Origin of the sequence: Leptolyngbya sp. 'hensonii' (genome assembly GCF_001939115.1) — a bacterium.
GTDB lineage: Bacteria > Cyanobacteriota > Cyanobacteriia.
Genome location: NZ_MQTZ01000051.1, coordinates 44,899 through 61,718 on the forward strand (window position 1 = coordinate 44,899; position 16,820 = coordinate 61,718).

General features: G+C 49.0%; 25 protein-coding genes. 3 read left to right on the forward strand and 22 right to left on the reverse strand.

Translation table 11 applies throughout. The features are described from left to right. Positions 1-50 precede the first annotated feature (50 nt). From BST81_RS21880 to rplC, 20 genes are all read right to left on the reverse strand, one after another. Entirely contained in the window at positions 51-605 is a 555-nt protein-coding gene (locus tag BST81_RS21880) for an adenylate kinase (protein WP_075600646.1), read from the reverse strand. After that, a complete protein-coding gene (gene secY, locus BST81_RS21885) occupies positions 605-1,939 on the reverse strand; it encodes a preprotein translocase subunit SecY (protein ID WP_075600647.1) in 1,335 nt (444 codons plus the stop codon). The genes BST81_RS21880 and secY overlap by 1 nt, the downstream gene beginning before the upstream one ends. Positions 1,940-2,093: 154 nt before the next feature. Continuing rightward, positions 2,094-2,540: a 50S ribosomal protein L15 gene (rplO, locus tag BST81_RS21890; RefSeq protein ID WP_075600648.1), complete on the reverse strand. Its 447-nt coding sequence runs from the start codon at positions 2,538-2,540 to the stop codon at positions 2,094-2,096. Between the two features lie 18 nt (positions 2,541-2,558). After that, a complete protein-coding gene (gene rpsE, locus BST81_RS21895; protein ID WP_075600649.1) occupies positions 2,559-3,080 on the reverse strand; it encodes a 30S ribosomal protein S5 in 522 nt (173 codons plus the stop codon). A gap of 36 nt (positions 3,081-3,116) precedes the next feature. After that, positions 3,117-3,479: a 50S ribosomal protein L18 gene (rplR, locus tag BST81_RS21900; RefSeq protein ID WP_075600650.1), complete on the reverse strand. Its 363-nt coding sequence runs from the start codon at positions 3,477-3,479 to the stop codon at positions 3,117-3,119. Between the two features lie 2 nt (positions 3,480-3,481). Beyond that, on the reverse strand, positions 3,482-4,021 hold the full coding sequence (gene rplF / locus BST81_RS21905) for a 50S ribosomal protein L6 (protein WP_075600651.1): 540 nt from the start codon (positions 4,019-4,021) through the stop codon (positions 3,482-3,484). A gap of 31 nt (positions 4,022-4,052) precedes the next feature. Next, complete coding sequence (gene rpsH, locus BST81_RS21910) at positions 4,053-4,454, reverse strand: 30S ribosomal protein S8 (protein WP_075600652.1); 402 nt, start codon at positions 4,452-4,454, stop codon at positions 4,053-4,055. A 29-nt stretch (positions 4,455-4,483) separates the two neighbouring features. Further along, the gene (gene rplE / locus BST81_RS21915) at positions 4,484-5,023 is read right to left on the reverse strand and encodes a 50S ribosomal protein L5 (protein WP_075600653.1); all 540 of its coding nucleotides are present in this window, start codon (positions 5,021-5,023) and stop codon (positions 4,484-4,486) included. 76 nt (positions 5,024-5,099) lie between these two features. Then, positions 5,100-5,456, reverse strand: a complete 357-nt coding sequence (rplX, locus tag BST81_RS21920) for a 50S ribosomal protein L24 (protein ID WP_075600654.1) — start codon at positions 5,454-5,456, stop codon at positions 5,100-5,102. Further along, positions 5,456-5,821 carry a 50S ribosomal protein L14 gene (gene rplN, locus BST81_RS21925; protein ID WP_075600655.1) on the reverse strand — a complete coding sequence of 122 codons (366 nt, stop codon included), beginning with the start codon at positions 5,819-5,821 and terminating at the stop codon, positions 5,456-5,458. Before rplN ends, rplX begins: the two co-directional genes overlap by 1 nt. Positions 5,822-5,831: 10 nt before the next feature. Continuing rightward, positions 5,832-6,089: a 30S ribosomal protein S17 gene (gene rpsQ / locus BST81_RS21930; protein WP_075600656.1), complete on the reverse strand. Its 258-nt coding sequence runs from the start codon at positions 6,087-6,089 to the stop codon at positions 5,832-5,834. Positions 6,090-6,096: 7 nt separating this feature from the next. Then, positions 6,097-6,330 carry a 50S ribosomal protein L29 gene (gene rpmC / locus BST81_RS21935; protein ID WP_075600657.1) on the reverse strand — a complete coding sequence of 78 codons (234 nt, stop codon included), beginning with the start codon at positions 6,328-6,330 and terminating at the stop codon, positions 6,097-6,099. After that, positions 6,311-6,757: a 50S ribosomal protein L16 gene (gene rplP / locus BST81_RS21940; RefSeq protein ID WP_075600658.1), complete on the reverse strand. Its 447-nt coding sequence runs from the start codon at positions 6,755-6,757 to the stop codon at positions 6,311-6,313. The genes rpmC and rplP overlap by 20 nt, the downstream gene beginning before the upstream one ends. 78 nt (positions 6,758-6,835) lie before the next feature. Then, positions 6,836-7,567 (reverse strand): 30S ribosomal protein S3, encoded by a 732-nt coding sequence (rpsC, locus tag BST81_RS21945; RefSeq protein WP_075600659.1) that lies wholly within the window; start codon positions 7,565-7,567, stop codon positions 6,836-6,838. After that, entirely contained in the window at positions 7,567-7,926 is a 360-nt protein-coding gene (gene rplV, locus BST81_RS21950; protein ID WP_075600660.1) for a 50S ribosomal protein L22, read from the reverse strand. The genes rpsC and rplV overlap by 1 nt, the downstream gene beginning before the upstream one ends. 61 nt (positions 7,927-7,987) lie before the next feature. Then, positions 7,988-8,266 carry a 30S ribosomal protein S19 gene (gene rpsS, locus BST81_RS21955; protein WP_075600661.1) on the reverse strand — a complete coding sequence of 93 codons (279 nt, stop codon included), beginning with the start codon at positions 8,264-8,266 and terminating at the stop codon, positions 7,988-7,990. 22 nt (positions 8,267-8,288) lie between these two features. Then, entirely contained in the window at positions 8,289-9,152 is an 864-nt protein-coding gene (rplB, locus tag BST81_RS21960; protein WP_075600662.1) for a 50S ribosomal protein L2, read from the reverse strand. A 32-nt stretch (positions 9,153-9,184) separates the two neighbouring features. Beyond that, entirely contained in the window at positions 9,185-9,493 is a 309-nt protein-coding gene (locus BST81_RS21965; RefSeq protein WP_075600663.1) for a 50S ribosomal protein L23, read from the reverse strand. Further along, entirely contained in the window at positions 9,483-10,115 is a 633-nt protein-coding gene (gene rplD, locus BST81_RS21970) for a 50S ribosomal protein L4 (RefSeq protein ID WP_075600664.1), read from the reverse strand. Before rplD ends, BST81_RS21965 begins: the two co-directional genes overlap by 11 nt. A 51-nt stretch (positions 10,116-10,166) precedes the next feature. Beyond that, on the reverse strand, positions 10,167-10,820 hold the full coding sequence (gene rplC, locus BST81_RS21975) for a 50S ribosomal protein L3 (protein WP_363080659.1): 654 nt from the start codon (positions 10,818-10,820) through the stop codon (positions 10,167-10,169). A 572-nt stretch (positions 10,821-11,392) separates the two neighbouring features. Between rplC and BST81_RS21980 the strand changes: the two genes are divergently transcribed. Continuing rightward, the gene (locus BST81_RS21980) at positions 11,393-13,450 is read left to right on the forward strand and encodes an FAD-dependent oxidoreductase (protein ID WP_363080639.1); all 2,058 of its coding nucleotides are present in this window, start codon (positions 11,393-11,395) and stop codon (positions 13,448-13,450) included. Positions 13,451-13,681: 231 nt separating this feature from the next. After that, positions 13,682-14,644 carry a DUF2927 domain-containing protein gene (locus BST81_RS28970; protein WP_253188435.1) on the forward strand — a complete coding sequence of 321 codons (963 nt, stop codon included), beginning with the start codon at positions 13,682-13,684 and terminating at the stop codon, positions 14,642-14,644. Between the two features lie 91 nt (positions 14,645-14,735). Here the strand turns inward: BST81_RS28970 and BST81_RS29165 are convergent, their stop codons facing one another. Further along, positions 14,736-15,599 (reverse strand): SH3 domain-containing protein, encoded by an 864-nt coding sequence (locus BST81_RS29165; protein WP_075600667.1) that lies wholly within the window; start codon positions 15,597-15,599, stop codon positions 14,736-14,738. Positions 15,600-15,888: 289 nt separating this feature from the next. Between BST81_RS29165 and BST81_RS21995 the strand changes: the two genes are divergently transcribed. Further along, a complete protein-coding gene (locus tag BST81_RS21995) occupies positions 15,889-16,311 on the forward strand; it encodes a hypothetical protein (RefSeq protein ID WP_075600668.1) in 423 nt (140 codons plus the stop codon). Between the two features lie 16 nt (positions 16,312-16,327). Here the strand turns inward: BST81_RS21995 and BST81_RS22000 are convergent, their stop codons facing one another. Beyond that, positions 16,328-16,723, reverse strand: coding sequence for a hypothetical protein (locus BST81_RS22000; protein ID WP_075600669.1), 396 nt, complete (start codon positions 16,721-16,723; stop codon positions 16,328-16,330). Positions 16,724-16,820 lie beyond the last annotated feature (97 nt).

Sequence of the window (16,820 nt, forward strand, 5' to 3'; positions counted from 1 at the left end):
CTCAATCCAATTTTTTACCAGGCTAACAAATAGAAGCTCAAACCAGTTTTCTATAGATGAACTAATTTCTTCAGGTCAGCCGCAACTTCATCAGGAGATTGATTACCATCTATAGTTGCCAACTGGTGACGCCCCCGATAAAAGACAATTAGAGGTTCCGTTTGTTCTCGGTAAACGGCTAAACGCCGTCTAATCACATCCTCAGCATCATCTTTCCGCCCCCTAGCCAGAAGTCTGGTAACCAGGACTTCATCAGGAACTTCAAGATAGACTGCATTGTCATAGGATTGGCCCATATCCTCCAAAAGCTGATCCAGGAAATTAGCCTGGGCAACATTGCGAGGAAACCCATCTAGAATCCATCCGGCCTTTGCATCTGGCTGATTCAATCTTTCCCGGATAATTTCCAAAATTAGCTGATCGGGAACCAGTTCTCCTCGATCCATATAAGATTGAGCCTTAAGCCCAAGATGGGTACTCTGGGATACAGCATCTCTTAAAATTTCTCCCGTTGACACTTGAGGAATATTCAAGAGATGAGCAAGAAGTTGGGCCTGCGTTCCTTTGCCTGCACCCGGTGGCCCCAAAAAGATTAACCGTGCCACTACTGTTTCACCATCCCTTCGTAGCGTTGAGAAATAACGTAAGTTTGAACCTGCTTTGCCGTATCGATCGCAACCCCTACAAGAATCAAAAGAGAAGTTGCTCCGAATCCCTGCTGGAAAGTCGTAACACGGGTTGCACCTTCAACAACTGTCGGGATAATCGCCACCAGACCCAGAAAAACGGCACCCAGGAAGGTCAAACGGTTCAAAACTCGTTCAATATACTCAGTTGTTGCCCGACCAGGGCGAATTCCCGGAATACTAGCTCCCATCTTCTTCAGATTTTGAGCCAAATCCACAGGGTTAACAATCAAAGAAGCATAAAAATAGCTAAAGAAGAGAATTAGCAAAAGATACAAGACATAGTAGAACCAGCCATTTGCCGCACCGGGGCTGAGATAATTGGCTACGAATTTAGAAAAAGCCTCATTCTTAATCACCTGAGTCGCCAGAGTGGCTGGAAGGATCAAAACTGCTGAAGCAAAAATAATTGGCATCACACCGCCCTGGTTCAATCGCAGAGGAAGGTAACTGTTCCGCTCCAGATAAGTCTTCCGGCCAACCTGGCGCCGGGCAGAGATAATTGGAATCCGGCGAATACCCTCCTGGACAAATACAATGCCCACAATCATGGCAACGAAGGAAGCCAATAGAATAATCACACCACCTACAATGGCGTTATTTCCCTTCTCAGCATTGATTCGGGCATACTCAATCGTCTGACCTAATGACTTTGGCAAACTAGAGACGATACTCAAAAAGATTAGGAGAGAGGCACCATTACCAATACCTCGCTCTGTCACAAGCTCACCAATCCACATCACAAACATAGAGCCTGCTGTTAGAGCAACAACAATCTCAAACACAAAAGGTAGCCCAGGAACCTCAGCATAAGGTCTAACCCAGAGGGCAATGCCAATGCTTTGAACAATTGCCCAACCTAGAGCGACATAACGAGTAATTTGAGAAATCTTGCGTCTCCCAGCCTCCCCCTCTTCCTTCTGAAGCTTTTCCAGGGCTGGGAGCGCCGCTGTGAGAAGTTGAATAATAATAGAAGCATTAATGTATGGCAGAATACCCAGCGCAAATATACCTAGTGCTGTTAACCCACCACCAGAAAAAATATCTAAAAAACCCAGCACTACATTATTTTGCTGCTGGATAAAAGAATTGAAGCTCTCCCGATTGATGCCAGGAATAGGCAGAAATATACCCAAACGAACTAAAATCAGCATGCCTACGGTCAGCAGAACCCTTCCTCTCAATCCTGCCGCCTGTGCCATTTGCGAAAAAGTTTCCTGAGCGGTCGGAGCTTTTTCCTGCCTATCAGCCATACCATAACCTCACTACTTAAAAGAGGAGTGAAAATGAAATTTTTTCAGCCTTGAAATTTTAGTTTCACCCACTGAACTAGCAGAATAGGCACACAATCGTGCGCCTAAGTGCATTTGCTTAGTGATGATTTCATCATCATTCTATTATCGCTGATCAGGTTACAACCTCGCAGCTACCGCCAGCAGCCTCAATTTTCGATCGTGCACTTTCGGTAAAGCAAGCAGCTTGAACTTTTACAGGACACGTAAGTTCACCATGCCCCAATATCTTTAACGGCCCATCATTGGTTGTAATCAGACCTACCTCCATCAAAGACTCCAGGCTGACCTCCGTATTAGGTGGCAATGAAGCCAACTTCCCAACATTGATGATGGTGTACTCCTGGCGATTCACTTGGGGAAAGTGTTTTAACTTTGGAACGCGGCGATATAAAGGCATTTGGCCGCCTTCAAAACCAGGTCTGGTACTTCGTCCCGATCGGGATTTCTGACCCCGCATACCAAACCCACCACTAGCCCCTTGGCCTGCAGAAATCCCGCGCCCAATACGCCGTTTTCTCCTGCGAGAACCGTCTTGAGGTAAAGCGTCTTGTAATCTCATAGTTATTACCTAGACTGACTATCCGTAAAGATTTTCCACTGGAATGCCCCTTTCTTCTGCTACCTCAGAGAAAGTTCTCAAAGTAGCAAGGGCATTAACTGCCGCTCTGGCATTGTTCAGAGGATTGCCAGAGCCTAACTGTTTAGCCAGAATATTGCGTACGCCAGCCAGTTCCAGTACAGTTCTTACTGCTCCCCCCGCAATTACCCCTGTTCCAGGAGCTGCGGGCCGCATCATCACCTTGGCCCCACCACCACTACTACTGACAGGGTGAGGAATAGAGTTGGCCTTAGTTAGGGGAACATCTACCACATGTTTCCTGCCATCAGCAACGCCCTTTTTCACCGCGCCAATAACATCGCTGGCTTTACCAACTCCAACGCCAACTTGACCTCGTTCATTGCCAACGATGACGATTGCCCGAAAGCTCAGCTTTTTGCCTCCTTTGACAACCTTGGTGACCCGACGGATCTGAACCACTCGTTCCTGCCAGTCTGTCTCCTTTTCACGCGTTCGTTTTTCTTTGCGCCGGTTTGCCATAGTCTATTCCTTATCCCTCAAATCCTGATCAATGGTTTAGAAGTTTAATCCTGACTCACGAGCAGCATCCGCCAGAGCCTGAATGCGACCATGGTACAGATTCCCTCCCCGATCAAAAACGACCTGTTGAATCCCCTTAGCCAGAGATCGTTGGGCAATAAGCTTGCCAACTTCTGCAGAAGCATCACGAGTCCCACCAGAGGCGAGCTTTGATTTCAATTCGGGTTCCAGAGTTGAGGCTGCAGCTAGGGTATGCTGACTCACATCATCGATAATCTGGGCATAAATGTGCTGTTGAGAACGGAAGATAGACAACCGAGGACGTTCTGGAGTGCCGGAAACACTGCGCCGGATACGGCTGTGCCTGCGACGGGTCGATTCCTTACGACTAAGCTTCATAGTTACTTCTTCCCTGACTTACCAGCCTTACGTCTGACAACTTCACCTGCGTAACGGATACCCTTGCCCTTGTACACTTCAGGTGGACGAACGGCACGAATTTTTGCAGCTGTATTCCCAACAATTTCCTTGTCAATGCCACTGATAATGACATTAGTATTGTTCTCAACTGCGACCTGAATTCCTTCAGGAGGCTCGATCTGAACCGGTATACTGTAGCCAACGTTAAGAACAAGATTGCGCCCTTGGACCTGGGCTCGATAGCCAACACCCTGAATTTCAAGACGTCGCTGAAACCCCTGAGACACCCCCTCAACCATATTGGCTACCAGGGTACGGCATAGTCCATGACGCTCTCGAGCAGGCCGGGATTCATCCCGACGCTTCACAACCAACGATGCATCTATCTGCTCAACCAGGACCTCAGCAGGTAAGATGCGGGAAAGTTCACCTTTAGGCCCCTTAACCGAGACGTTCTGACCATCTATCGCAACGGTCACCTTAGCAGGAATAGGAATAACTCTCTTGCCAATTCGAGACATATTTACCTCGAAATCTAAAAATTCAAAACTTTTACCAAATGTAGCAGAGGACCTCACCGCCAACGCCATTACGCCTGGCGTCGCGATCGGTCATAATGCCGCTGGAAGTGGAAATGATAGCAATTCCAATCCCACCGAGCACTTTCGGTAACTCCTTACGGTTGGAGTAAACCCGTAACCCCGGTTTACTGACCCGACGCAAACCTGTAATAATCGGCTGTCGATTTTTCCCCTTATATTTCAGGGAAATTTGCAAACGGCGCTTTACCCCTTCTCCAGTTTCCTGAAAGTCGGTAATAAAACCCTCACTCTTCAGCACTTCGGCAATGCTGTGAGTCAATCTAGTCGCCGGAACCTCAGTGGTTTGATGTCTTGCCAGATTCGCATTGCGAATGCGAGTTAGCATGTCTGCAATAGTGTCGTTAGCGGCCATAGTTCTCTCGACTTACGAAATCACCTCGTTTATTCCCGGAAAGGCATACCCATCTCTTTCAGTAAAGCGCGCCCTTCTTCATCCGCATCGGCAGTTGTGATAATCGAAATATCAAAACCGCGAATCTGATCAATCCCGTCATAATCTATTTCCGGGAAAATTAGCTGCTCTCTGATGCCGAGGGTATAGTTACCGCGACCATCAAAACTCTTAGGACTAATGCCACGAAAATCTCGGATGCGCGGTAAAGCCAGGTTAATCAATCGTTCCAGGAAAGCGTACATGCGGTCAGAACGTAATGTCACCATTACCCCTACAGGCATTCCCTGACGGATCTTGAAGCCAGCGATCGCTTTCTTAGCTCGAGTAACTACTGGCTTTTGACCAGTAATCAAAGCAATTTCATTAATCGATGCTTCCAAGGCCTTAGCATTCTGAGATGCCTCTCCCAAACCACGGTTTACCGTAACTTTGACAAGTTTTGGCACCTGATGGATGTTTGTATACTTGAATTGCTCCATTAATTTTGGAACAATCTTTTCCTGGTAAGTTGTCTTCAGTCCTGCCATAGTTTTTATCCTCTGAATCCCTGGGCTTTGTCAGGGATGAAATTTGACTCCTCAGATTTGAGTTTTGAATTCAAACCTATTTTTTATCGATGACTTCGCCAGTCTTTTTCAACATTCGGACTTTGCGCCCTGTGTCATCAAAGGTGTAGCAAATGCGGCTAGCCACTTTCTGCTTGACAGAATAAAGCATCACCTTAGAGCTATGGATCGGAGCCTCTTGGGTGACAATCTGGCCTGATTCCCCATCCTGCTGGGGCTTAACATGCTTTGTTCGCATATTGACACCCTTAACAATTACCTGGCTCAGCTTGGGAAATGTTCGCAGAATTTCGCCAACCTTGCCCTTGTCCTTACCAGAGATCACCTGAACAGTATCTCCTGTCTTAACATGTAGCCGGTATTGCACCGCCTTATCCTGAGCCTTAACAGCCATCACAGTACCTCCGGAGCCAGAGAAACAATCTTAGTAAAGTTCTTGTCTCGCAGTTCCCGAGCAACAGGGCCAAAGACTCTAGTCCCCCTGGGATTACCATCAGCATTAATGATCACAGCAGCATTGTCATCAAAACGAATACTCATGCCACTGTCTCGACGTAAGCCTTTGCGAGTTCGCACGACCACTGCTCGAACAACATCGGATTTTTTAACCGCCATGTTAGGAATGGCATCTTTGACAACTGCAATAATGACATCACCAACACCGGCATAACGACGGTTGCCGCCTAAAACCCGAATACACATCAGCTTTCGAGCGCCACTGTTATCAGCCACATTGAGATAGGTTTCCTGCTGAATCATATCTACTTCCTCACGCTTTAGGATTTTGAGTATTGCTGAGGATATCGGCTACGATCCAGCGCTTCGTGCGGCTAAGAGGTCGAGTTTCGCGAATTCTCACACGATCTCCAATACGACACTGGTTTTCCTCATCATGAGCTTTATAGCGTTTGGTACGGACCATAATTTTGCCGTACTTGGGATGGGGTGAGCGGTTTTCAATCGCGACCACCACCGTCTTATCCATCTTGTTGCTAACAACCAAACCAACACGTTCTTTGACTGCCATAGTTCACCTACTCTTGCTCCGCTCCTGACTGTGCCGTAGAGCTTGCACTCAGGCGCTCCTGCTCAACAGTCATCAATTGTGCTAGCCGATGCCGGGCATGTTTAAACTGATGGGATTTTTCTAACTGACGAGTTGCTTTCTGCATCCGCAGTTCGAATAACTCGCGCTTCACGACGAGGATCTGCTCCTTCAGGTCGTCATCACTCAATTTTCGAGCATCTTCAATCTTCGGTAGGGGCATCCTGCACCTCCTGGGTCTGCGATTCACGAACAATAAACTTGGTCTTAATGGGCAGCTTGTATTGTGCTAACCGCATTGCCTCTCGGGCAGTAGCTTCTGGCACGCCAGCAATTTCAAAAAGTATGCGTCCAGGCTTAACAACGGCAACCCAAAATTCCGGGTTCCCTTTACCGGAACCCATCCGGGTTTCGGCAGGTCTCATCGTCACTGGCTTATCTGGAAAAATTCTGATCCAGATCTGGCCTCCTCGGCGGATGTAGCGGGTCATCGCACGACGGCTCGCTTCAATTTGACGGGCAGTGATCCAGCAAGGCTCCATGGCCTGAAGGGCAAACTCACCAAAACTAATGGTGTTTCCCCTAGTCGCTTGACCGCGCATCCGTCCACGCTGCTGCTTACGAAATTTAGTTCTTCTCGGACTTAACATAACTCAGTACCTTGGAAATTCAGGAATCTGCGGTCTGGAACAGGAATTGAAATCAAGTGATTTACCATTCCTCGTCCGTTATCCTTCATTAGAACGATCTTCAAACTGAGGACGACGACGCTGTTGCCGACGACGCGGCTGAGCTTCTCTAACAGTTGGGGTCTCTTCCTGCCCAGGCAGAATCTCACCCTTGAAGACCCAAACCTTGATTCCCAGAACACCGTAGACGGTTTGTGCTGTCTTATAGGAATAATCAATATCGGCCCGCAGGGTATGGAGGGGTACTCGCCCTTCCCGAGTCCACTCAGTACGGGCAATTTCAGCTCCATTCAGGCGACCACTTACCTGCACTTTAATTCCCTGAATACCCGCTCGTTGGGCTCGCTGAATAGCCTGACGAACAACTCGACGGAAAGAAACTCGTCGTTCTAGTTGCTGAGCAATATATTCAGCAATGAGAGAGGCATCAGCGTCCACACGGGCGACTTCTACAACATTGATTCGAATTTGACGGTCAGAGCTACCCAGAACATCCTGCAGCCCCACTCGCAAACTCTCAATCCCTGCACCGCCACGACCAACAACCACGCCAGGACGAGCAGTACGAACTTCTAGATCAATCTGGTCAGCCTTACGCTCAATTCGCACTTCAGAGATACCTGCATTACTCAGATTCTTCTGAACGAACTTGCGAATCTTAAAGTCTTCCCTTAAAACCTCAGAATATCGCCTGGGTTCAGCAAACCAACGGGAGCGATGTTCTTGCGTTGTCCCCAGCCGAAAACCAACTGGATGAATCTTCTGTCCCATTACTCTTCCTCGTTCTGACTAACAGCCACGGTGATATGGCAAGTTGGCTTGCGAATTTGATAAGCCCGCCCCTGAGCCCTTGGCCTAAATCGTTTCAAACTAGGCCCCTGATCAGCATAGGCTGTCGTCACAGTTAACCTGGTTGGATCGAGGCCAACATTATGTTCAGCATTGGCTACCGCCGATCGCAGAACTTTCAGCACGGGTTCACAGGCCCGATACGGCATAAACTCCAGGATAATCAGGGCCTCCCGATAGGAACGCCCTCGAATCTGATCCAGTACCCGCCGTACCTTATGGGGGGACATGCGAATATATCGGGCAACTGCTTTTACTTCTTCTGAACTACTAACAGCCATCTGTTTCTCCTTACATCTGGCGATCAGCGAATGCCTATTCGCGACCAAACCTTAAACCACTTTATCGACGGGCCTTTTTATCACTTTTGGCATGCCCCTTGAATGTACGAGTGGGTGCAAATTCACCCAACTTGTGCCCCACCATTTGCTCGGTAACATAAACAGGCATATGCTGACGTCCGTTATGGACAGCAATCGTATGCCCAATCATTTGAGGCAGAATAGTGGAAGCACGAGACCAGGTTTTAATCACCTGCTTTTCACCTTTTGCATTCAGCCGTTCCACCTTAGTCAATAGGTGATCAGCAACGAATGGACCTTTTTTTAGGGAACGGGACATAGTTCATCCTCTCCAATCAGCTCTAAGATTCACGACCACCACGACCCCGCTTCGAGGTCTTCCGCCGCCGCCTCACGATCATGGCGTTACTCTGCTTTTTCTTCTTACGAGTTTTATATCCTAGTGCTGGCTTACCCCAAGGGGTAACAGGGCCGGGCCTACCGATAGGAGCACACCCTTCACCACCACCATGGGGGTGATCAACCGGGTTCATCACACTGCCACGCACCTCTGGACGGCGACCAAGATGGCGCTTTCGCCCAGCCTTACCCAAACTAATGTTACGAGATTCTAAATTACCAACCTGGCCGATCGTGGCATAACATTCGCGCCGGATTAACCGAACCTCAGTAGAGGGCAGTTTGAGGGTGACAAAATTACCTTCTTTAGCAACGACTTGGGCGGTTGTACCAGCAGCTCGGACGATCTGTCCGCCTCGACCTGGAAACAGCTCGACGTTGTGAACGTTGGTACCCAGGGGAATATTACCCAGGGGCAGCGCATTCCCGACCTCAATCGGCGCATCTGGACCTGAAAGTATCGTAGTCCCGATCTTCAGCCCAGCGGGATAAAGAATGTAGCGCTTCTCTCCATCCTGGTAATAAAGCAGGGCTATCCAAGCGTTGCGGTTAGGATCATATTCAATAGATGCCACTTTAGCTGGAATACTATGCTTGTTGCGGCGGAAGTCAACAATGCGATACAGCCGCTTATGACCACCACCCCGGTGGCGACAAGTCACAACGCCACGATTATTTCGGCCTTTAGGACGATGGACAGATTTAGTGAGAGATTTTTCTGGCTCATCACGAGTCAACTCAGCAAAGTCAGGGACGTTGCGCTGACGAGTACCAGGGGTATAAGGTCGATAAGAACGGATGCCCATAGGATTGAGTTCTAAAGCGATGGGACAGAGGACTAAACTTCAGGGAACAGGGTAATAGAATCTCCAGCAGCCAGAGTTACAACTGCCCGTTTGTATTGAGGTCGATAACCCAGGAACTTGCCAACACGCCGCTGTTTGCGCGGTAAATTAACCGTATTAACACCTGTCACTTTGACATTAAAAAGTTCTTCGATCGCAGCCTTAATCTGAGGCTTAGTGGCCTGAGGAACCACTTCAAAGGTGTACTTGTTATCCTCTAGCAAACGGGTTGCCTTTTCAGTGACGATCGGACGCCGAATCAAATCTGCCAGGGAGCGAGGGGAACTAACCTTAGTCACCATAAACCTCCTGAATTTTTTCGAGAGCCGCAGCAGTAGTCACAATTCGATCAGCAACCAGTAAATCAAAAATATTAAGATTGGTAGCCGAGATTAACTTCAAGTTACCGATGTTCCTGGCAGACAGGTAGATATTTTCAGCCCGCTCAGGCAGAATCAATAACACTTTGGCCTCCTGCGGAACCCCCCAACGAGCGATCGCTGCAGCCAGTTCCTTGGTCTTAGGCTGGGGGAGCTGATCGGCAAAGTCCTGGACAACAATCAGGTCTTCTATGCGACTCTGAAAAGCCGTCCTGAGAGCCAAACGCCGCTCTTTCCGGTTCATCTTCACCGAGTAATCCCGTGGTTTGGGACCAAAAATAACACCCCCACCTCGCCACAACGGAGAACGATTAGAACCCGCACGAGCTCGGCCTGTTCCTTTTTGTCGCCAGGGCTTACGCCCCCCCCCTCTGACTTCTGACCTGGTTTTAGTACTAGCCGTTCCTTGGCGGGCATTTGCCAATTGGCGCACCAGTGCCCGATGTACGACATGGGAAGCTGAAGATTCCTTAGCAACCCTCAACTCCAAAGAAGCGTTACCAACTTCTTCTCCTTGCCAGTCTCGAACTACACAATCAACCATCTCTTTCCCTCTCTGCGAAGTCCTGAACATTGCATCTCATGTCAGTCCTCGTTACTTTTGCTTCACCCGACCGACTGTTTTGGCAGGCATGACATTAACCAGTGCACCTGGCTTTCCAGGAATGGCTCCTTTAATTAACAGCAGATTACGTTCCGGATCCACTCGAACAATAGTCAGCTTGCGAACCGTAACCTGGCTGCCACCCAAACGACCAGCCATGCGCTTACCAGGATAGACACGGCCAGGTGTCGTACCTGCACCCGTCGAACCAGGAAGACGATGGTTCTTAGAACCATGGGCCATAGGTCCACGACCAAAGTTATGTCGTCTTTGATAACCAGCAAATCCTCGACCAATGCTTGTACCCACAACGTCAACTGTTTGGCCTTGAGCAAAGGTATCAACTTTAATTTGCTGACCTAACTCAAAGCTGCCCACGTCATCCAGGCGGTATTCATGCAAATGACGGATCGGGGAAGCTCCTGACTTGGCCAGATGGCCCAGCTTAGGCTTGTTCAAAGCCTTTTCCGTTACTTCGCCATAACCCACCTGAACAGCAGAATAGCCATCCGTCTGGGAAGTTTTAATTTGAGTTACTGTACATGGACCCGCCTGAATGACGGTCACAGGGATTGCCTTTCCAGCCTGGTCAAAGAGCTGGGTCATGCCAAGCTTAGTGCCGAGAATACCCAAAGCCACAGCGATCGGTCTCCTTCTGATACAAACGCAACCGAAGCAAAGGGGTCATCTGCACAACCTCAGCGCACCCCTACTCCAGCTTTTTACCTAACAAATGGATCCACAAGAATCCAAACCCGGAAACCCAATTGGGTTAAGCCTCTAAACTGCTCTCGACCAAAGACTGCTCCCCCGAGGAGAGCGCAATTCTGGGCGAAACAAGAATACAGAGCAGAAATTACAAACTGTATATTTGGCCAGGACTTAAGTAGAAAACCACCCAGTATCCCTTACAGCCAGTTTCTCAACGGCCAGACATCCCAATTGGCTACCGAAAACAGCGACCAAGTTGAGCTTTTATCCTAACCTGAGCCAACAGCTGGCAAGACATTAAGCTTACCTACTTTGTGCCACCTCAGAGCCCAGAATCATAGCAGACCTAGTTAAGGATATCAACCCTACGAGAGCTGCTACCTTTAAAGGAGTGATATTTTTGAGGCCTGAAATTTTTGGCGACAATTAAGTACTATAGACAATCGGAAAGCATTTGTCTACTAATTTTTCAAAATTAGATCGCATGGTATAAGGAAGGACAAATTTTGCAAAACAGATTGGTTTCAGGAATTACCCTTCTGGCAATCCTGGTGGGCATGAGTGGGATTCAGACAGAATCCATTCTGGCAGAACCATTAGGCCCCCAGGTACTGTCTCTTCCAAGTCCGGCCAAGATTGTTGAGTGTGAAATTTTGATCGCAGGTGGAGGACTTTCAGGAACAGCCGCCGCTTATGAAGCGCTCCTGGCTGGTCGGACTGTTTGTTTGACAGAAATCACGGATTGGATCGGGGGGCAAATCTCATCCCAGGGCACTTCTGCCCTAGATGAAGCCAAACGACAGCGATCGCTCCTGTATTTTCCTCAAGGCTATAACGAACTGCGTACTCGCATTGAAGCCAAATATGGCAAGCTCAATCCCGGTAGTTGCTGGGTGAGTGTCTCCTGTTTCATCCCCATGGATGCTCAGGCCCTTCTGTGGCAACAACTGGAAGCCGCCGCACGACAGGGGGGTGGACGCTTACAATGGTTCCCTTCGACTGTCATCAAGGAACTCAGTTTGCGGGCTGATGGCAGGATGATTAAAAGCGCGATCGCCATTCAACACAACCCTGCTCCCGGCGCTCCTCCCCTCAATACCTACCCTCTTTCCCAGGTCATAGAGGATATCTATCGCTCTGAGAATTCGTCCCGTTTCACCAAGCAAATCATTCGCTTCATTCCGCAAAAAGGGCGGAAGAAAAGAACAGCCGATTGGTATGTGATCGAAGCCACCGAAACTGGTGAAATCATTGCCCTGGCTGATGTTCCCTATCGCTTGGGATTAGACCCCCGCTCCTATCGAAATCCTTCTTCTCCAGTTACAACCCGCGACCCTTACTGCACTCAGGGTTTCACCTACACTTTTGCTATGGAGCAAACAGAACAGCCCCAACTTCAGAAAAAGCCTATTCACTATTCTCAATATGCACCCTACTATGGCTCTGACCCTAACCCCAACGTTGGCAATTTTGATGCTATTTTCACGTATCGGAGAATCTGGAGCCCTCAGGCAGAAACCAGACCCAGAGGCACGGCCTTCAACCTGCCCCTACCTGCCCCAGGAGACATTTCTATGCAGAACTGGGTTTGGGGCAATGATTATCGTCCTGGCACTGAAAAAGACAACCTAATCTACACCCGCGAACAACTGCACCAAACCGGCCAACTCTCTCCCGGTCGCTGGCTGGGTGGTCTCCGCGTCAACACCCTACACAACGGGGAACAATTGGCTCTGGGCTACTATTACTGGCTTGTAGCAGGAACAACAGACTCTCAACGTCAGGAGTTTGGGAGCAAACAACCCCATCCCAACCATCGCCTTCTAAAAGGTCTGGAATCACCGATGGGAACGCTGCATGGATTATCAAAATATCCTTATATTCGAGAATCCCGCCGGATCATTGGGCGCCCCTTCTACGGTTATGACAATGGCTTCTCCATTGATGAAATTGACATCTCCCGGCGAGATTACAGAGACAATTACTACCGTCAAACCTTGTCTGACAAGGTATACCGAGATCTGTGGATAGCCCTAGCAGGTCTGGAAGCAGTTTCTGTCATCGAAGGTCAAACGTCACCCGATCAGGTTTCCCAACGCACTCGATCGACCATCTATCCAGACTCAGTTGGCATCTCCCAGTATGCGATCGACTTCCATCCCTGCATGACAAAATCTCCTCCAGAGGCACCCGGTAACAGGGAGCGGGAAGGGGTACGCCAGGGCCATGGCCCTGCCTATCCTGCCCAGATCCCCCTGCGAGCAATGATTCCTCAAAAAATTGATAACCTGCTGGTTACAGGTAAAAGTATTGCAGCCAGTAATATTGCAGCAGCTGCCTACCGGGTCCATTCTTTTGAATGGTCTTCTGGTTCTGCTGCTGGAACAACTGTTGCTTTTGCCATGGAAGAAGACGTTTTACCTTACCAACTGGTAGACAACCTGCCAGGACGGGAGCCCCTGCTGGAAAAGTTGCGTCAACGCCTAGAACGCAATGGAAATCCCACCGCCTTTCCGGATACTTCAATCTTTAATTTGAATTGGGAAGATTGGAACATCTGGTAGTTCTCACCTATCAGGGAGTCATCGAGAGCCCTCCGGCTAAGCACCTCCCATGAGAGGGTTATCCCCCCTTGGGGGTCCACCCCTGTTGCATTTTAGGCTCAAACCTCTATAAATAGTCGTCATAGGTTTCAATGACTACCACTTTCCTACTGAAAGCATTGCAGGCTACCTATGCTTAAAATCGGACGTCTTGTTTCAGTTGTGCTCGGAACCCTATTTCCTCTGGGAGTCATGGTCACACCCATTTTGAGTGATATCGCCGTGGCTCAGTCAGCCCGATCGGCCATGCTGACAACCCGTTCGCCCAATAGTCGCATTAAGGTTCGTTCTGCTCCTACAGTAGAAGCCCAGCTTGTCTCTTACGGATGGACTGGCGATGCTGTCAAAGTCCTGGGAGAGGCTCAAGGTCAAGATGGCTATATCTGGTACTATGTGAGATTTGACACCTCAGGGATTGAAGGATGGATTCGGGGAGACCTTGTTAGCATTGCAGTTTCTGGCTCCCCACTCACGACCTCAAGTTCCAACTTCTCCCAGTCCCCTGCTTCCTTCACCTCAAATCCAGCTCCCAAAGCTGTCTCTACCTATCAGTCTGAAGTCATCAATTACTTCCTGGAAATTGCGATGGGAAGCGAATACGGAGAATCCACTTCTGTAATTCGAAAGTGGAGTGGTCCAATCAGAATCAAAATCTATGGTTCCCCAACCCTGGAAGATCGGCGCACCCTGGAGACCGTCATTCGTGAGGTTAACAACCTAATCAGCGGAGTTTACCTGGAACTTACGGACAGTAACGCCAATGTTCAAATTTACTTTGTGCCTGAGTCCCAGTTTCGCCGTTACGAGCCTAACTACCAACCTGTTAACTATGGCTTTTTCTGGACCAGCATTCAGGGAAATGTGATTCAGAAAGCCAGGATTATGATTACAACCACGGGTGTGACCCAAAAAGAGCGGTCTCACTTAATCCGTGAAGAGCTCACCCAGGCTCTGGGATTAATGAAAGATTCCTACCGCTATAGAGATAGTATTTTCTACCAGGGGTGGACCGATCCCACAGAGTATAGTGCGATCGATAGAACACTCATTCAAATGCTGTATCACCCTGAAATTCGTCCAGGTCTGAACAAAGCGCAGGTCTTGAAAACTCTGATGGAACTGAATCAAACTGCTTCTAAAAATAATCCCCTTTGAAGGGAAAATTTCATAAACATAGCGCAGGCTTCCCGATGGAAGACCTGCGCCTGAAACCGAAACTAGAATTCACCCGTAAAGACAGGACAAATCAATTAGAGCGGGCATATTTGGAAGCAATCCAGCCACCACCCTCGACTTGTATCCAGCCATTAGAAACGGCACCAGTCGTGCGGACGATAGAACCATTCCCCAGAGCTGCAATTGTCGAATAATTTGTACCAGGACCAGAGCGAACCCGCAAATTAGCACCACCCGTCACAATCTTAATGCTGGACGGGGTTGGAGTAGGGGTGCCCCCCCCCCCTGATGACGCGGTTGCGGGAATTGTATACTTTGCGGCAACCCAAGCATTATTAACCAATTGAATCCAACCGTTTGATTGCTGACCTGTTGTTCTCACCACAGACCCATTCGCCAGGGAAGCGACAACCGGATAGTTAGTACCAGGCCCGGAACGAACCCGCAAATTACCACTACTGGTTTTAATTTGCACTGTAGCCGGAGCACCTCCACCACCACTGGTTGTCGTCCCGGCACAGGTTTTACCTGCCACAAAAGGGCTGTTAGCATCTCCTGCCTGTCCCAAACCTAAAGCAGCGGCTGTTTTGGCTCCAACCACGCCATCGCTGGTGAGCTGATTGTTTGCCTGGAAACGCTTAACCGCAAACTCGGTTTTTCCTCCAAAGACTCCATCCACAGAGCCAATGCTATATCCTTCACGAGCCAGCGCCCTCTGAACATCCTGTACTGTGGCACAGGTATCTCCTCGCTTCACAACCGCTGCCGCTTGCAGAACTGGCCCCCAAGAGGCGAAGACGACTGCTGCCCCAACCAAACTCACTTTAGCTGAGCTGGCCACGATCGAACCGAAAGGATCCAACAAATTGAGTTCCAGATCAGGCGCTGAATTCTCATAGAGAGCATGAGTGTGAATGAATGCCAGCGTTTCCATAGTTACCTCACCACTTTCAACTTAGCTTGGTAGACACTTCAATTTCGTGATCTTAATTCCGTTATCTCAATTCCGTTATAGACTCTGGCCATAGGAAATGCAAAATAGCCGTTACAGGCTCAATACAAAAGTATCTCCTTCAGCAGTGTAAATCAAGCTATTCGCCAGTTTCCTCTATTCATAGTCCTATGACACTTAGAAAACAGGACCACCCATCTCTCAACTAACTTCTTGCATTAGACATACTGGTGTTGTAAGGACTCTGAAGAAACAAGCGAGTGTGAGATCTATGAAACCAATTGCAAAAGTCATTCCTGTCGCAACAATGCTGGCAGCGCTTCTGGTAACTCCGCTCCCTGCTTACAGCAGCACACTTCAGGTCGGTGTCGGCCTCAATCCCGACCCTCAGGTGCTAAGAGGAACCTCAGGCGGTTCGAAGAGCAGTGATTGCGGGTTTATCGCAACAGCTCCCAACGAAGTGATTAAAGTAACACAGCCAATTCCCTATATGCGGTTCAGTGTTCAGAGTGCTGGCCAACCCACCCTACTGATTGAAGGTCCAACAGGTCGATTCTGTGTACTGGCAGATGGTGGTGGAGCTGGTCCACAAATGTCCGGATTTTGGGCACCCGGAACCTACTCGGTCTATATCGGTGATCGGGCTAAAGGCAGCAACCCCTACACCTTATCCCTCACTCAATCCTCAAAATAGGCTGAATCGCCCTACATCAGGCTTGCCCTTCCTGATCTTCCAGAATCTGAGCCGTCACTTCGACGGCAGCTACGTCGATCGTGCCGGGAGGAGCCAGACGCTGAAAATGCCCTTGTTCAACCTTCAGTAACTCGTTGCAGTTGGGACAGTTAAACTGGGTGCGATTCAACCCCACAAATTCATACTGACAAACAGGGCAGTGATCCTGAACCAGATTTCGTTGCAACCACCAGCGGAACCCCAAGAAAATGACGATCGGGGCAAGCAGGATCAAGCAAAACAGGAATAGGAGGGACTGAAGAATCCATCCGAGACCGACGGAGGTCAGTAACAGGCATACCCCTAAAAGGATGACCCAGCGACTGAGGCTATTTATGCCAAGTTGGAAAACTTTAGGGCTGTTCTGATTCAAGACCGTCTCCTTAACTACCTGAATGCATCGGAGTGTCTCTATTTTAATAGACCAACCCAATAAGCGGCTGTCCTACACTCGCCATTCTCTGCTGTGC

What these genes read in the sequence shown, in the direction of transcription:
- secY (WP_075600647.1), bottom strand. Translation starts at nt 1,939, where the DNA reads ATGGCTGATAGGCAGGAAAAAGCTCCGACCGCTCAGGAAACTTTTTCG.
- rplO (WP_075600648.1), bottom strand. Translation starts at nt 2,540, where the DNA reads ATGAGATTACAAGACGCTTTACCTCAAGACGGTTCTCGCAGGAGAAAA.
- rpsE (WP_075600649.1), bottom strand. Translation starts at nt 3,080, where the DNA reads ATGGCAAACCGGCGCAAAGAAAAACGAACGCGTGAAAAGGAGACAGAC.
- rplR (WP_075600650.1), bottom strand. Translation starts at nt 3,479, where the DNA reads ATGAAGCTTAGTCGTAAGGAATCGACCCGTCGCAGGCACAGCCGTATC.
- rplF (WP_075600651.1), bottom strand. Translation starts at nt 4,021, where the DNA reads ATGTCTCGAATTGGCAAGAGAGTTATTCCTATTCCTGCTAAGGTGACC.
- rpsH (WP_075600652.1), bottom strand. Translation starts at nt 4,454, where the DNA reads ATGGCCGCTAACGACACTATTGCAGACATGCTAACTCGCATTCGCAAT.
- rplE (WP_075600653.1), bottom strand. Translation starts at nt 5,023, where the DNA reads ATGGCAGGACTGAAGACAACTTACCAGGAAAAGATTGTTCCAAAATTA.
- rplX (WP_075600654.1), bottom strand. Translation starts at nt 5,456, where the DNA reads ATGGCTGTTAAGGCTCAGGATAAGGCGGTGCAATACCGGCTACATGTT.
- rplN (WP_075600655.1), bottom strand. Translation starts at nt 5,821, where the DNA reads ATGATTCAGCAGGAAACCTATCTCAATGTGGCTGATAACAGTGGCGCT.
- rpsQ (WP_075600656.1), bottom strand. Translation starts at nt 6,089, where the DNA reads ATGGCAGTCAAAGAACGTGTTGGTTTGGTTGTTAGCAACAAGATGGAT.
- rpmC (WP_075600657.1), bottom strand. Translation starts at nt 6,330, where the DNA reads ATGCCCCTACCGAAGATTGAAGATGCTCGAAAATTGAGTGATGACGAC.
- rplP (WP_075600658.1), bottom strand. Translation starts at nt 6,757, where the DNA reads ATGTTAAGTCCGAGAAGAACTAAATTTCGTAAGCAGCAGCGTGGACGG.
- rpsC (WP_075600659.1), bottom strand. Translation starts at nt 7,567, where the DNA reads ATGGGACAGAAGATTCATCCAGTTGGTTTTCGGCTGGGGACAACGCAA.
- rplV (WP_075600660.1), bottom strand. Translation starts at nt 7,926, where the DNA reads ATGGCTGTTAGTAGTTCAGAAGAAGTAAAAGCAGTTGCCCGATATATT.
- rpsS (WP_075600661.1), bottom strand. Translation starts at nt 8,266, where the DNA reads ATGTCCCGTTCCCTAAAAAAAGGTCCATTCGTTGCTGATCACCTATTG.
- rplB (WP_075600662.1), bottom strand. Translation starts at nt 9,152, where the DNA reads ATGGGCATCCGTTCTTATCGACCTTATACCCCTGGTACTCGTCAGCGC.
- BST81_RS21965 (WP_075600663.1), bottom strand. Translation starts at nt 9,493, where the DNA reads ATGGTGACTAAGGTTAGTTCCCCTCGCTCCCTGGCAGATTTGATTCGG.
- rplD (WP_075600664.1), bottom strand. Translation starts at nt 10,115, where the DNA reads ATGGTTGATTGTGTAGTTCGAGACTGGCAAGGAGAAGAAGTTGGTAAC.
- BST81_RS28970 (WP_253188435.1), top strand. Translation starts at nt 13,682, where the DNA reads ATGGTCACACCCATTTTGAGTGATATCGCCGTGGCTCAGTCAGCCCGA.
- BST81_RS29165 (WP_075600667.1), bottom strand. Translation starts at nt 15,599, where the DNA reads ATGGAAACGCTGGCATTCATTCACACTCATGCTCTCTATGAGAATTCA.
- BST81_RS21995 (WP_075600668.1), top strand. Translation starts at nt 15,889, where the DNA reads ATGAAACCAATTGCAAAAGTCATTCCTGTCGCAACAATGCTGGCAGCG.